Consider the following 13357-nt stretch of genomic DNA (forward strand, 5'->3'; position numbering starts at 1 on the left):
TTTGGTGGGCTGAGGCCCACCTACCGTCTGGATGGAGTGCGTCGAGCAGGCGATGCAGTAAGGCGGGCCGTAGCTTCAGGCTCACCGGAGCAGAAACTACCTAAACATGCGCCGTGACGCAGACCAAATTCGACAGGAGAGAACATGAAAACCAAAGCCGTATTGACCCAGACCGAAGTCACCACCATCCTCGCCGCCGCGCGTACCGAAGCGCAGAACAACGGCTGGGCTGTCACCATCGTCGTCGCCGATGACGGCGGCCACCCGCTGGCGCTGGAGCGTTTGGACGGCTGCGCGCCGATCGCCTCCTATATCGCCACCGAGAAGGCCCGTAGCGCCGCTGTCGGTCGCCGCGAAACCAAAGGTTACGAGGACATGGTCAATGGCGGACGCAACGCCTTCCTGTCCGCTCCGGTGGTTTGCTCGCTGGAAGGCGGCGTCCCGGTGATCGTCGATGGCAGCGTGATCGGGTCGGTCGGCGTATCCGGCGTGACCGCCACACAGGACGCGCAGGTGGCCAAGGCCGGTGCCGCCGCCGTTGGCAACTGATAGACGAATTCAGGAGAAAGAACATGACCGAGCGCGTAACCCTGGGCCGTTTGCAAGTTGCGGCCAATCTGCATCGTTTCGTCGAAGACGAAGTCCTGCCGGGCTCCGGCGTTGAATCGTCGACCTTCTGGAGCGGCTTCGATCAGCTGGTCCACGACCTGGCGCCGAAGAACCGTGCCCTGCTCGCCGAGCGTGATCGCCTGCAGGTGGAGTTGGACAACTGGCACCGCAGCAATCCCGGCCCGATCAGCGACATGCCGGCCTACCGCGCCTTCCTCGAGTCCATCGGCTATTTGCTGCCTGAGCCGGCCGACGTGAAGATCAGCACCAGCAACGTCGACAGCGAGATCGCCAGCCAGGCCGGCCCGCAGCTGGTCGTACCGATCGGCAACGCCCGTTACGCGCTGAACGCCGCCAACGCCCGCTGGGGCTCGCTGTACGATGCGCTCTACGGCACCGATGCCATCAGCGAAGAGAACGGCGCGCAGAAGGGCCCGGGTTACAACGAAGTACGTGGCGCCAAGGTCATCGCCTTTGCGCGCAACTTCCTCGATCAGGCCGCGCCGCTCGCCGAAGGCAGCCATGCCGATGCGGTCAGCTATCGCGTACAGGACGGCCAGCTCAAGGTCACCCTGGAAAACGGCAACGCCACTGGCCTGAAGCAGCCAGAGAAGTTCATCGGCCATCAGGGCGAAGCGGTCGAGCCGACGGCGATCCTGCTGAAGAACAACGGCCTGCACGTCGAAATCCAGATCGATCCAAACAGCCCGATCGGGCAGACCGATGCTGCTGGCGTCAAGGATCTGCTGGTCGAAGCGGCCGTGACCACCATCATGGACTGCGAAGATTCGACAGCCGCGGTCGATGCCGACGACAAGGTGCTGGTCTACCGCAACTGGCTCGGCCTGATGAAGGGCGACCTGGTCGAAGATCTGGAGAAGGGCGGCAAGCGCATCACCCGTCGCCTTAACGCCGATCGCGAATACACCGCAGCGGACGGTTCGAACCTGACCCTGCACGGCCGCTCGCTGCTGTTCATCCGCAACGTAGGTCACCTGATGACCAACCCGGCGATCATCGACGGCGACGGGCATGAGATTCCCGAAGGGATTCTGGATGGCGTGATCACCAGCCTGATCGCCAAGCACGACCTGCAGCGTAAGGGCAACTCGCGCACCGGCAGCGTCTACATCGTAAAACCCAAGATGCACGGTCCTGCCGAAGTCGCTTTCGCTAATGAGCTGTTCGGCCGCGTTGAAGACCTCATCGGCCTGCCACGCCACACCCTCAAGGTTGGCATCATGGACGAGGAGCGCCGCACCAGCGTCAACCTCAAAGCCTGCATCGGTTCGGCGAAGAATCGTGTGGCCTTCATCAACACGGGCTTCCTCGATCGCACCGGCGACGAGATGCACACCATCATGGAAGCCGGCGCCGTACTGCGTAAGGGCGACATGAAGAGCACCGCCTGGATCCAGGCCTACGAGCGCAACAATGTGCTGGTCGGTCTGAACTGCGGCCTGCGTGGCAAGGCGCAAATCGGCAAAGGCATGTGGGCCATGCCGGACCTGATGGCCGCCATGCTCGAGCAGAAAATCGCCCATCCCAAGGCCGGCGCCAACACCGCCTGGGTACCGTCGCCAACTGGCGCCACGCTGCACGCTTTGCACTACCACCAAGTGGATGTGCAAGCCGTGCAAGCCGAGCTCGAGAAGATCGATCTGGCCAGCGAGCGCGAGCAGCTGACCAACGATCTGTTGACCATCCCGGTGGCGCCGGAGCGCAACTGGTCGGCCGAGGCGATCCAGCAGGAACTGGACAACAACTGCCAGGGCATCCTCGGTTATGTGGTGCGTTGGGTCGAGCAGGGCGTCGGCTGCTCCAAGGTGCCGGACATTCACGATGTCGGCCTGATGGAAGACCGCGCCACACTGCGTATCTCCAGCCAGCATCTGGCCAACTGGCTGCATCACGGTGTGGTCGACGAAGCGCAGGTTCGTGAAACCCTGGAGCGCATGGCCAAGGTGGTCGATCAGCAGAACGCTGGTGATCCTGCTTATCGTCCGATGGCGGCTGGCTATGCACAGTCCGCTGCCTTCCAGGCGGCATGCGACCTAGTCTTCAAGGGGCGCGAGCAGCCGAGCGGCTACACCGAGCCGTTGCTGCATGCTTGGCGCCAACGCTTCAAGCAGCAGAAAGAACGTTGAGGGTATTCAGAAGATTGCTGATGGCTGGCCCAGGTCGGCCATTAGCGTAGATTGCAAGCCCCGGGCGCCTTATCGCGTCCGGGGCTTTCGAGCATGGGGGGCGGATCGGCGAAACGGTCGATCGGCACCTTTGGATGTCATGAAACTATGGCATCCATGCGGGGCGCCGGGGCTTCCCGGGGATAAAGAAGTGGTTCACAACAAAAAACAAGGAACCCAACAATGAGTCAGACACTGCTGTCCATACTGGCCTTCGTGCCGCTGGTGTTGGCGGGCGTTCTACTGATCGGCTTTCGCTGGCCGGCCAAGTTCGCCATGCCACTGGTTTTCATACTTACCGCGCTGATCGGCCTGCTGGCTTGGGACATGACCTTCAACCGGGTCCTGGCTTCCACGCTGCAAGGGTTGATCCTCACCGCCGCGATCCTCTGGATCATCTTCGGTGCGATCCTTCTACTCAATACGCTGAAGCATTCGGGCGGCATCGCCTCGATTCGTCGCGGCTTCGCCAACGTCAGTCCTGACAAGCGTGTCCAGGTGCTGATCGTGGCCTGGCTGTTCGGCTGCTTCATCGAAGGCGCTTCCGGCTTCGGTACGCCGGCAGCGGTCGCTGCGCCACTGCTGGTGGCGCTGGGCTTCCCCGCCCTGGCCGCCGTCGTGCTGGGCATGATGGTGCAATCCACACCCGTCTCCTTCGGCGCGGTGGGTACACCGATTCTGGTTGGTGTGGCCGGTGGCCTGGATCAGGCGACTCTCGGCGGCCAGCTGACCGCGGTGGGCAGCAACTGGGAGACATTCTTCCACCTGATCTTCTCGCGTGTCGCCATCATCCACGCGTTGTGCGGCATCCTGATGCCATTGATCATGATCAGCATCATGACCCGCTTCTTCGGGCGCAACCGCTCCTGGAGCGAAGGCCTGAGCATGGCGCCGTTCGCCATCTTTACCGGTCTGGCGTTTGTCATCCCTTACGCCGCTGCCGGAGTGTTCCTTGGTCCGGAGTTCCCGTCGATGATCGGCGCGCTGGTCGGTCTGGCCATCGTCGTACCGGCTGCCAAGGCAGGCTTCCTGCTGCCGAAGGACAGCTGGGATTTCGCCCCGGCCAGCGAGTGGCCGGTGGAGTGGATGGGCAAGATCGAGATGAAGATCGAAGACGTCGCTGGACGCACGCCGATCTCCGTCCCGATGGCTTGGGCACCTTATCTGCTGTTGGCGATATTCCTGGTGCTGTCGCGGATCTTCCCGCAGCTCAAAGCAGCCTTGATGTCGGTGAGCTTCGGCTGGAAGGACATCCTCGGTGAAACCGGTGTGTCCGGTACCCTGGAGCCGCTGTATCTGCCAGGCGGGATTCTCTGCATGGTGGTGTTGGTGACGTTCTTCCTGCACCGCATGCAGGCGCGCCAGCTGGTGGCGGCAATTTCCGAGTCGAGCAAGACATTGCTGGGCGCCGGTTTCGTGCTGATCTTCACCATCCCGATGGTACGTATCCTGATCAACTCCGGCGTCAACGAGTCTGATTTGGTGTCCATGCCGGTGGCTATGGCCCAGCTGGTAGCCAACAGCGTAGGCAGCGTGTACCCGTTCTTCTCGCCTGCTGTCGGCGCGTTGGGTGCCTTCATTGCCGGTTCCAACACCGTGTCCAACCTGATGCTGTCGCAGTTCCAGTACAACACTGCCGGGCTGTTAGGGATTTCTGGCGCGCTGATGGTGGCCCTGCAATCGGTGGGTGCGGCGGCCGGTAACATGATTGCCATTCACAACGTGGTGGCGGCCTCGGCGACGGTCGGTCTGCTGGGTCGCGAAGGCATCACGCTACGCAAGACCATGCTGCCGACCCTGTACTACCTCGTACTGGCCGGTAGCATCGGCATGATCGGTTTCTATGTAATGGGCATTACCGATCCGCTGGTAGGAACCGCTACCGCCAGCTAACAGGCGTAAGTGGACCCGGACGGGCGGCTTAGGCCGCCCGTTTTGTTTATGTCCGATTAATATTCGGCACCAGAGCGCCGGGATTTGGCGGACCTCGCTGTTCTGGTATAGCGTGCAGCGCATTCGATAGCGATCGAGGTGGGCAATGAAAAAATGGCAATGCGTAGTCTGCGGATTCATCTATGACGAGGCCGAGGGTTGGCCGGACGACGGTATCGCGCCGGGAACTCGTTGGGAGGACGTGCCAGAGGACTGGCTGTGCCCTGACTGCGGTGTCGGCAAGATGGACTTTGAGATGATCGCGATAGGTTGATATGAACGAATCCAAGAGCAAAGGCGAACCGGCGGCTCCCCTGGTCATCATCGGCACCGGGCTGGCGGGCTACAACCTCGCGCGGGAGTTCCGCAAGCTCGACGGTGAAACGCCGCTCTTGCTGATTACAGCCGACGACGGCCGCTCCTATTCGAAGCCGATGCTGTCCACCGGCTTCGCCATGAACAAAGAGGCAGATGGGCTGGGCATGGCGATGGCGGGACCGATGGCTATTCAGCTCAACGCCGAGATTCGCACCCATACGAGGGTGACACGCCTCGATCCGGCGAATCGTCGCGTGTGGATCGGCAACGAGCCTGTGCCTTACCGCGACCTGGTGATCGCCTGGGGCGCACAGACAATCCAGGTGCCGGTTGCCGGGGATGCCCAGGACGCGGTCTTTCCGATCAACGATCTGCTGGACTACGGTCGCTTCCGCGAGGCCGCCCGAGGCAAGCGCCGGGTGTTGATCGTCGGTGCCGGGCTGATCGGCTGTGAATTTGCCAATGATCTGCTGCACGGCGGCTACGCGGTTGAGCTAGTCGCGCCGTGCGAGCAGATCATGCCATCGCTGCTACCGGTGGAGGCCGCGACGGCGGTCCAGCGCGGGTTGGAATCGCTGGGTGCGCGCTTCCATCTAGGGTCGGTATTGGAACGCCTGGATCGGCATGAGGAGGCGCTGGAAGCGCAGCTATCGGACGGCCAGAGACTGAGCTGCGATCTGGTGGTGAGCGCCGTCGGTCTGCGTCCGCGCACCGAACTCGCTGCGGCGGCGGGATTGGCGATCAATCGCGGGATAAACGTTGACCGGCAGTTGCAGACCTCAGCCGAGCATGTCTATGCCGTCGGTGATTGCGCCGAGGTGGGCGGGCTAAATTTGCTCTATGTAATGCCATTGATGAGCGGCGTGCGCGCCTTGGCGCGGACCCTCACCGGCAAGCCGACTTCGGTTACTTACGGGCCGATGCCGATCACCGTAAAGACCCCTGTATGTCCGCTGGTGGTATCGCCGCCAGCCGTTGGAAGCGAGGGCAGTTGGAGCGTGGAAGGCCAGGGCAACGACGTAAAGGCGCTGTTCCTCGCCAGCGATGGCAGCCTGTTGGGCTATGCGCTGACAGGTGCGGCGGTGCAAGAGCGCCTGGCGTTGAATAAGCTATTGCCGCCCGTGTTGGCAGAACTGCCTGAGGTTCTGTCGTTAAAACCTGCGGAATGACTCGCTAAGGCTTTAGTAGGGGCTGGCGCGAGTGCCATCAGCGTGCCATGCTCCTCCGAGGTGCTGCCGCAGTGTAGAGCTGTTGCAGCGCGTCGGAACGCTGTTCGGAGAACAGCGAACAAAAACAATAAAGTCTTAGAGGCTACCCATGCGCAAACCGGAACTCGCAGCCGCCATCGCCGACAAGGCCGATCTCACCAAGGATCAGGCCAACCGTGTACTCAACGCCGTACTTGATGAGATCACCAACGCGCTCAACCGCAAGGACAGCGTCACCCTGGTTGGTTTCGGCACCTTCATTCAGCGTCATCGAGGTGCTCGTACGGGAAAAAACCCTCAAACGGGTGAGCCCGTCACCATCAAGGCCAGCAACACTGTGGCTTTCAAGCCGGGAAAGATGCTGAAAGACGCGATCAATTAAAGTCGCGCCGCCCGGGGCCGCCCAGGCTCCGGGTCAGCCTGACTGAACAGTCCATTTCAGACCCCTCTGTTTTCCTGCTTCCGCCGCTCAGACCAGCCGCTACAATGCCGCTTTTCCGCCAACGGTCGGCCAACCATGAAATTTCGCTTTCTTCTCTGGATGCTTGGTCGCCTCATGGCCAAGGCCAGCCGCAACAACCCTGACTTCCAGAAGCAGCTCGGCGATAAAGATCTGACCTTCCAGCTGCATACCCTCGACGGCAACGCCGCGCGGCACTACGTGGTCAAGGGTCAACGCGTCACCAGTCACGCAGGCCCGGCGACCGACCCGGCTTTCGCCATCGGCTTCAAGGACAGCGCCTATGGCTTCGCCACCATGAACGCCAAGAACAAGCAATTGGCCTTCATGCAGGGCATCCAGAACAAAGACATCCAGATCCAGGGCAACCCGGCGCTGGTGATGTGGTTCCAGGGTCTGACCAAATATCTCAAGCCGCGCAAGAAGAAGACTGAGGCGGCTTGATGTCGGTACTGTGAGAATACGGCGCGTTTTACCAGCTACCGTAGGGGATTCCATACTTCTCAATGTAGCGCCGGGTTTTATCGTTGATCTGGTAAGCGTAACGCCCGTCAGTCTGGCCTTGTGAGGGGCCCAGTGGTTCAATTTCGGCTTTAGCACGCACGACCTTTACTGCTCGGCCGCAGCTATTTACCGCCCATACTTGGATTGCTCCCCCTGGCGCCAAGCCAAGGTACATCGAGGCCATGTAGCGGGCTGTTCTGGTTGGTTTTTCTAAGCAGCGGCGATTTATCGATTCCCGCATTATCTCCCGCGCCGTTTCAGGAATTTCGACCCAGGTACGATACGTTTGCGGCTCAACTATCGACTGCCAGCGCACGTATATTCGTTTTGGAAAATCCGCGCCCACAACCCCTCTCGTGTTACCTCCTACCCCTCCGCCCCATCCTTTGGCTGTTTCGGTTGCGTAGCCCGGATTTCCGTTGCCAATGACACCACCACTACCGTGATCTATGAGCTGGCCGTTTATGTCTTGAACAATGCTGGATTCGACCCATCCGGTCATATAGCTGGGCCCGATGAACTCAAGGCTCCACCAGCGGGCCTTCGGGTCGTTTTTGGCCGACAGAGGGTCCATGGCCTGGCATCCATAGAGGAGAAGGCTACCGAGCAGGGCGGTTATCAACTTAATCACAGCAAGGTCCAGTCAGGTAGGTGTGAATGTGTCCGCCGTATTCCATCAGGGCTCGGCGCATTGATGTAAACGAGATTTAAACCATTAGCCGATCTAGGTTTGAGTGGGTTGTTCCAATGGGCAGAAATATGGATGAAACGACGCTTTAACAGCTCTTCCTCTTCGGGGGTAGTTTCGTAATCGCCCCCGATAAACCGGTTGCAGAGAGATCTGAGCTCCGCGGGAAGCGAATACTGTGGCTCGTCCGGAATGTCTTCGAAGGGAACACCTTGCTTTTTCGCCAGTTCATACATGACACGTAGATACACACGCGAAAGTTCTCCACTTACCCAGCGCTTCAACTGCAGCCCGGCAAATATCCGTTTTTGCCTGGGCGCCAGCCGATCGGAAGGATCGGTAGGGATCAACTGAGGGTCTGGTGTAACGATTTCTAACATAGATGTAGGCCAACCTTCAGACACCAGCCGTTCCCTGGCTAGCTCGGCGTCTCGGTAGATAGAAGTAGTGTTGACATCGGTTTCAGCACCGACCGTAAGTGCCTGCATCGGACTGACCAATACGCACTCTTCGGCCTCGCTCAGATACCCACCACCGATATCGGAATGCGCCCCTGGTAGCGTGATTTCGGTGTGATCAGGCTTTACTTGGCTTAGGGGAAAGTTTGCGCGGGTTTCATCACGAGCCGCCAATTGAACCACGTTAGTGAAGTACTTCCTGGGCAGGTGTAACTTGACCCAGGGGGCTGTAGAACTGCTGACGTCTCCTAGATTGGCCAGGCCCGCAACCGCTGCAACGGTATCGAATAGACCGATGAAGCCGATGGTGATGTCTCGCTCGTAGCGGCAGATGAATGTCGGGCTGAAGACTTTGCCGTTGTCCTGAGTCGCAGCTCGCAATGGGCCTTGAGGGCCCATGACAACCTCATTGGCGAAGTGGCGAGCCGCCGCCGCCCCGCGGCTGAATCCAAAAGTGTCAAAAGTGAGCGAGCAAATTTCACAGTCGGGATTTTCTTCGTGGACTGAGTCGATGATGTCTTTGATTCGATCAAACGCATCTTGGACTCGCCCGTTTACGCCAGTTGAACCCCTGCCTGCTCCTGCTCCGAGAAAGCTGTCCTTCGCTCCGGCTTCAGTGCCGATCCCATCAATATATAGCTTGCGGAGTACGCGCTTACGCAGGCTGGTCCCTTCCGGCGAAGGAGGGGCCGAATACAGCTCGCTGAGCTTTTTGATGTTCGTTACGTCATTTCCATAACTACTATCCGGATTAGCCATATACGGCTTGCAGCTGGCTTCAAGATCTTCTTTTCGGATCGGGTGATGCGCGCCGCACGCCATGCCGAGGGCAGTGTTGGTGGCGCTGTTGCCGGTGCCGTCGAAAAACACGCCGATACGCAGGGCTAACTGTGTCTTTTCGGCAGGCTTGGCGGGTTGCTTGGCGTGGCGTTCATATTCCGCCCAGCGCTGGGCATGGATGTCGACCGGCTCGACGTTTCGCAGCTCGGCTTCCCGCTTGGCTTGCGGAATGTTGGGGACGTAACCGCTCATGCTTCTACCTTTCCCTGGCAAGTGAGGCTGGATGATCTGGGTGGACACGCGCCGTCGAGCTACATCCTGTTGGTCACGGCACGGAACGTAGTAGGAACGACAGCCAGCGTCGATTCAAGCAGCCGGTTCACAAAGCGTGCGGCCGGCCTGGCGGTTTCGAGGTAGCGGCAGCATTTCACTGCGGTGCGACCGGGTCTTGCTGCGCCATCCAGGCACGCGCTTCGTCCAGCAGCCAGTCGCGAAAGGCATTCATGGCGGCTGATTCCACACGGCGTTCGGGAATTATCAGGTGGTAGGCCTGGCCTTCACGTCGGTAGGCGTGAGGATGCGCGATTATCAAGCGCCCCTCGGCGAGCTCTCGCTGGATCAGGAAGGGCGGGATCAGCGCGACGCCCATCTGGTGTTCGGCGGCCTGGGCGAGCATCGAGAACAGCTCCAGACGCGGGCCGGTCATGTCCCGCGCCACTTTCATCCCCAGCGAGTCGAACCATTGCCGCCAGGCGTATGGGCGTGTCGTCTGCTGCAGCAATGGCATCTCGGCGATAGCGTATGGCGCCAGCGCAGCCGCGCCGCTCAGCAGGGCCGGGCTGCACACTGGCGCCGACTGCTCCGGCATCAGCGAATGGGCGACCGTACCGGACCAGTCGCCGTCACCGAAATAGATCGCCGCGTCGAAATCCGTATCGGCGAACAGGAAGGGGCGGGTGCGATTGGTCAGGTTGACGGTGATTTCCGGGTGCAGCGCCTGAAATTGCCGCAGCCGAGGTAGCAGCCACTGGGTGCCAAAGGTCGGCACCAGCGCCAGTTCGATGGTCATCGCGCCTTGCTGGCCCATTACCGACAGCGTGTCGCGCTCCACCGCATCGAGCTGGGTAGCGACTCGCCTTGCATAGGACTGCCCGGCCTCGGTCAGCTTCACGCCGCGGCGGGAACGACGAAACAGCTCCAGCCCGAGGAATTCCTCCAGCCCGCCGATCTGTCGGCAGATCGCGCTCTGGGTTAGCGCCAGCTCTTCGGCGGCACGGGTAAAGCTCTGGTGTCGGGCCGCCGCTTCGAAGGCGACGAGCGCGGCGGTGCTGGGTATTTTGCGGCGCATTATGCGACTGCCTCACTAATGAGTGGGTATTCAGCCGATTTAGCATACCTCGGAGTGAGTAAATCGCACAGATTGTTGCGAATTACTCGTTTGTCGCCTGGTGCTGCAGCTTCTAGGATCAATCCATCCGAATGCTGCATCGGGCATCGCGCCCGGTTCACCGTCTACGACAAGAGGACCACCCATGGCCGGCAAAGCAAGCTTCAACTGGATCGACCCGCTGCTGCTTGATCAGCAACTCACCGACGAAGAGCGCATGGTGCGCGACAGCGCCCAGCAGTTCGCCGCCGACAAGCTGGCGCCACGGGTGCTCGAAGCCTTTCGCCACGAGCGTACCGATGCGGCGATCTTCCGCGAGATGGGTGACACCGGTCTGCTTGGCGCGACCATCCCGGAAGCCTACGGCGGCAGTGGACTGAACTACGTCTGCTACGGCCTGATCGCCCGTGAGGTTGAGCGTGTCGATTCTGGCTATCGCTCAATGATGAGCGTGCAGTCCTCGCTGGTGATGGTGCCGATCAACGAGTTCGGCAACGAGGAAACCAAGCAGAAATACCTGCCCAAACTGGCCAGCGGCGAATACATCGGCTGCTTTGGCCTGACCGAGCCGAACCACGGTTCCGACCCGGGCTCCATGGTCACACGAGCGAAAAAGGTCGATGGCGGCTATCGCCTGTCCGGCGCAAAGATGTGGATCACCAACAGCCCGATCGCTGATGTCTTCGTGGTTTGGGCCAAGGATGACGAGGGCGCCATTCGCGGCTTCGTGCTGGAGAAGGGCTGGGAAGGCCTGAGCGCCCCGGCGATCCACGGCAAGGTCGGCCTGCGCGCCTCGATCACTGGTGAGATCGTCATGGACAACGTGTTCTGCCCGGAAGAGAACGCCTTCCCCGACGTGCGTGGCCTGCGCGGTCCCTTTACCTGCCTGGATTCGGCCCGTTATGGCATCAGCTGGGGCGCGCTGGGTGCCGCCGAGTTCTGCTGGCACACCGCGCGTCAGTACACGCTGGATCGCCAGCAGTTTGGTCGCCCTTTGGCCGCCAATCAGCTGATCCAGAAGAAGCTGGCCGACATGCAGACCGAAATCACCCTGGCGCTGCAGGGCTGCCTGCGTCTCGGCCGGATGAAGGACGAAGGTACCGCGGCAGTGGAAATTACTTCGATCATGAAGCGCAACAGCTGCGGCAAGGCACTGGACGTGGCGCGTCTGGCCCGCGACATGCTCGGCGGTAACGGCATCAGCGACGAGTTCGGCGTGGCGCGGCATCTGGTCAACCTCGAGGTGGTCAACACCTACGAAGGCACCCACGACGTGCATGCGCTGATCCTCGGGCGCGCGCAAACCGGTATCCAAGCGTTCTTCTAAGCGGGACGGACGCCGTTCGGCCTGTAGGAGCTTGCTCGCGAAAGAATGTGCAGCCATTCGCGAGCAAGCTCGCTTCTACGTAAAACACCGGCATCGCCGTAGGGTGGATGACGCTCTTTTCGTCCCATTCTTCCTGCACGGTGGATGGATAAAGCGTCATTCACCCTACGTTTACTCGCCCCGCTGCAGACTACATTTCCTGGTGGCGCGGCAATAACATCTTGAGGCTTCGTCCATGTCCGGCGCCCTTTCCCATATCCGCGTTCTCGATCTATCGCGTGTGCTTGCCGGCCCCTGGGCTGGACAGATACTTGGTGACCTCGGCGCCGAGGTGATCAAGATCGAGCGTCCGCGCACGGGCGACGACACCCGTCACTGGGGGCCGCCATACCTCAAGGATGCGCAGGGCGAGAACACATCGGAAGCCGCTTATTACCTCTCGGCCAACCGTAACAAACAGTCGCTCACGCTGGATTTCACCCAGCCCGAAGGTCAGCGGATCATTCGCGATCTGGTGGCGAAGTGCGACGTGCTGCTGGAGAATTTCAAGGTTGGCGGGCTGGCCGCCTATGGGCTGGATTATGAAAGCCTCAAGGCGATCAACCCGCGGCTGATCTATTGCTCGATCACCGGTTTCGGCAGCGACGGCCCCTATGCCCAGCGTGCCGGGTACGACTTCATGATTCAGGGGCTCGGTGGCCTGATGAGCCTGACCGGGCGTGCCGAAGGTGAGGAGGGCGCCGGGCCGGTCAAGGTCGGCGTAGCACTCACCGACATCCTCACCGGGCTCTACGCTACCGTCGGCGTGCTGGCCGCGCTCAATCACCGCGAGCAGAAGGGGGTGGGCCAGCATGTGGAGCTGGCCCTGCTGGACGTGCAGGTCGCCTGTCTGGCCAACCAGGCCATGAACTACCTCACCACTGGTGTGCCACCCAAGCGCATGGGCAATGCTCATCCGAACATCGTGCCCTACCAGGACTTCCCCACAGCGGACGGCGACATCATCCTCACCGTGGGCAATGATGGGCAGTTCCGCAAATTTGCCGAAGTCGCCGGGCGCCCCGAGTGGGCCGATGACCCGCGCTTCGCCAGCAACAAGGCGCGGGTGGCTCATCGTCAGGAGCTGGTGCCGATGATTCGTCAGGTCACGGTGTTCCGCACCACAGCCGAATGGGTGGCGGCGCTGGAGCAAGCGGGGGTGCCCTGCGGGCCAATCAACGACCTGGCCCAGGTGTTCGCCGATCCACAGGTACAAGCTCGTGGCATGCACGTGGATATGCCGCATTCGCTCGCCGGCAGTGTGCCGCAGGTGGCTAGCCCGATCCGCCTCTCCGAAACGCCGGTGGAATACCGCAGCGCGCCGCCATTGCTCGGAGAGCACAGCGAAGCGTTGTTGCAACGGTTGGTCGGCCTGAGTTTCGAGAAGATCCTTTCCCTGCGCCAGTCTGGGGTGATCTGACCCTTGTGCGGCTGAACTCTCGAGACGCTTGGCTATCCTTA

12 protein-coding genes are annotated in these 13357 nt (G+C 60.9%); 9 read left to right on the forward strand and 3 right to left on the reverse strand.

Annotated features, from left to right (window positions below; translation table 11 throughout):
• The first annotated feature begins 144 nt into the window (after window positions 1-144).
• From H3028_RS07230 to H3028_RS07260, 7 genes are all read left to right on the forward strand, one after another.
• Window positions 145-549 (forward strand): heme-binding protein, encoded by a 405-nt coding sequence (locus H3028_RS07230; protein WP_181296363.1) that lies wholly within the window; start codon window positions 145-147, stop codon window positions 547-549.
• A gap of 23 nt (window positions 550-572) precedes the next feature.
• Window positions 573-2756: a malate synthase G gene (locus H3028_RS07235; protein WP_181296364.1), complete on the forward strand. Its 2184-nt coding sequence runs from the start codon at window positions 573-575 to the stop codon at window positions 2754-2756.
• A 222-nt stretch (window positions 2757-2978) separates the two neighbouring features.
• The gene (locus tag H3028_RS07240) at window positions 2979-4688 is read left to right on the forward strand and encodes an L-lactate permease (protein WP_181296365.1); all 1710 of its coding nucleotides are present in this window, start codon (window positions 2979-2981) and stop codon (window positions 4686-4688) included.
• A gap of 145 nt (window positions 4689-4833) precedes the next feature.
• Window positions 4834-5001, forward strand: coding sequence for a rubredoxin (locus H3028_RS07245; protein WP_168422350.1), 168 nt, complete (start codon window positions 4834-4836; stop codon window positions 4999-5001).
• A 1-nt stretch (window position 5002) separates the two neighbouring features.
• Window positions 5003-6214, forward strand: coding sequence for an NAD(P)/FAD-dependent oxidoreductase (locus tag H3028_RS07250; protein ID WP_181296366.1), 1212 nt, complete (start codon window positions 5003-5005; stop codon window positions 6212-6214).
• Window positions 6215-6362: 148 nt separating this feature from the next.
• Window positions 6363-6635, forward strand: coding sequence for an HU family DNA-binding protein (locus H3028_RS07255; protein WP_021207208.1), 273 nt, complete (start codon window positions 6363-6365; stop codon window positions 6633-6635).
• 135 nt (window positions 6636-6770) lie between these two features.
• Window positions 6771-7157 (forward strand): helicase, encoded by a 387-nt coding sequence (locus tag H3028_RS07260; protein WP_181296367.1) that lies wholly within the window; start codon window positions 6771-6773, stop codon window positions 7155-7157.
• 28 nt (window positions 7158-7185) lie between these two features.
• Here H3028_RS07260 and H3028_RS07265 read toward each other — a convergent pair whose 3' ends face one another.
• The 3 genes from H3028_RS07265 to H3028_RS07275 form a co-directional block, all read right to left on the reverse strand.
• Window positions 7186-7845, reverse strand: coding sequence for a DUF2931 family protein (locus H3028_RS07265; protein ID WP_181296536.1), 660 nt, complete (start codon window positions 7843-7845; stop codon window positions 7186-7188).
• A complete protein-coding gene (locus H3028_RS07270; protein WP_181296368.1) occupies window positions 7845-9395 on the reverse strand; it encodes a DUF2235 domain-containing protein in 1551 nt (516 codons plus the stop codon). The genes H3028_RS07265 and H3028_RS07270 overlap by 1 nt, the downstream gene beginning before the upstream one ends.
• A 175-nt stretch (window positions 9396-9570) precedes the next feature.
• Window positions 9571-10491, reverse strand: coding sequence for a LysR substrate-binding domain-containing protein (locus H3028_RS07275; protein ID WP_181296369.1), 921 nt, complete (start codon window positions 10489-10491; stop codon window positions 9571-9573).
• A 184-nt stretch (window positions 10492-10675) separates the two neighbouring features.
• On the opposite strand from H3028_RS07275, the gene H3028_RS07280 reads away from it, so the two are divergent.
• Together H3028_RS07280 and H3028_RS07285 are read left to right on the forward strand one after the other, a co-directional pair.
• Window positions 10676-11857, forward strand: coding sequence for an acyl-CoA dehydrogenase (locus H3028_RS07280; RefSeq protein ID WP_181296370.1), 1182 nt, complete (start codon window positions 10676-10678; stop codon window positions 11855-11857).
• A 235-nt stretch (window positions 11858-12092) separates the two neighbouring features.
• Window positions 12093-13316: a CaiB/BaiF CoA-transferase family protein gene (locus H3028_RS07285; protein ID WP_181296371.1), complete on the forward strand. Its 1224-nt coding sequence runs from the start codon at window positions 12093-12095 to the stop codon at window positions 13314-13316.
• Window positions 13317-13357 lie beyond the last annotated feature (41 nt).

It is taken from the genome of Pseudomonas sp. Q2-TVG4-2, assembly GCF_013620795.1.
Taxonomy (GTDB): Bacteria; Pseudomonadota; Gammaproteobacteria; order Pseudomonadales; family Pseudomonadaceae; genus Stutzerimonas.

Bases quoted from the DNA above. Each gene is read 5' to 3' on its own strand.
- H3028_RS07230 (WP_181296363.1), top strand. From the start codon at position 145: ATGAAAACCAAAGCCGTATTGACCCAGACCGAAGTCACCACCATCCTC.
- H3028_RS07235 (WP_181296364.1), top strand. From the start codon at position 573: ATGACCGAGCGCGTAACCCTGGGCCGTTTGCAAGTTGCGGCCAATCTG.
- H3028_RS07240 (WP_181296365.1), top strand. From the start codon at position 2,979: ATGAGTCAGACACTGCTGTCCATACTGGCCTTCGTGCCGCTGGTGTTG.
- H3028_RS07245 (WP_168422350.1), top strand. From the start codon at position 4,834: ATGAAAAAATGGCAATGCGTAGTCTGCGGATTCATCTATGACGAGGCC.
- H3028_RS07250 (WP_181296366.1), top strand. From the start codon at position 5,003: ATGAACGAATCCAAGAGCAAAGGCGAACCGGCGGCTCCCCTGGTCATC.
- H3028_RS07255 (WP_021207208.1), top strand. From the start codon at position 6,363: ATGCGCAAACCGGAACTCGCAGCCGCCATCGCCGACAAGGCCGATCTC.
- H3028_RS07260 (WP_181296367.1), top strand. From the start codon at position 6,771: ATGAAATTTCGCTTTCTTCTCTGGATGCTTGGTCGCCTCATGGCCAAG.
- H3028_RS07270 (WP_181296368.1), bottom strand. From the start codon at position 9,395: ATGAGCGGTTACGTCCCCAACATTCCGCAAGCCAAGCGGGAAGCCGAG.
- H3028_RS07275 (WP_181296369.1), bottom strand. From the start codon at position 10,491: ATGCGCCGCAAAATACCCAGCACCGCCGCGCTCGTCGCCTTCGAAGCG.
- H3028_RS07280 (WP_181296370.1), top strand. From the start codon at position 10,676: ATGGCCGGCAAAGCAAGCTTCAACTGGATCGACCCGCTGCTGCTTGAT.
- H3028_RS07285 (WP_181296371.1), top strand. From the start codon at position 12,093: ATGTCCGGCGCCCTTTCCCATATCCGCGTTCTCGATCTATCGCGTGTG.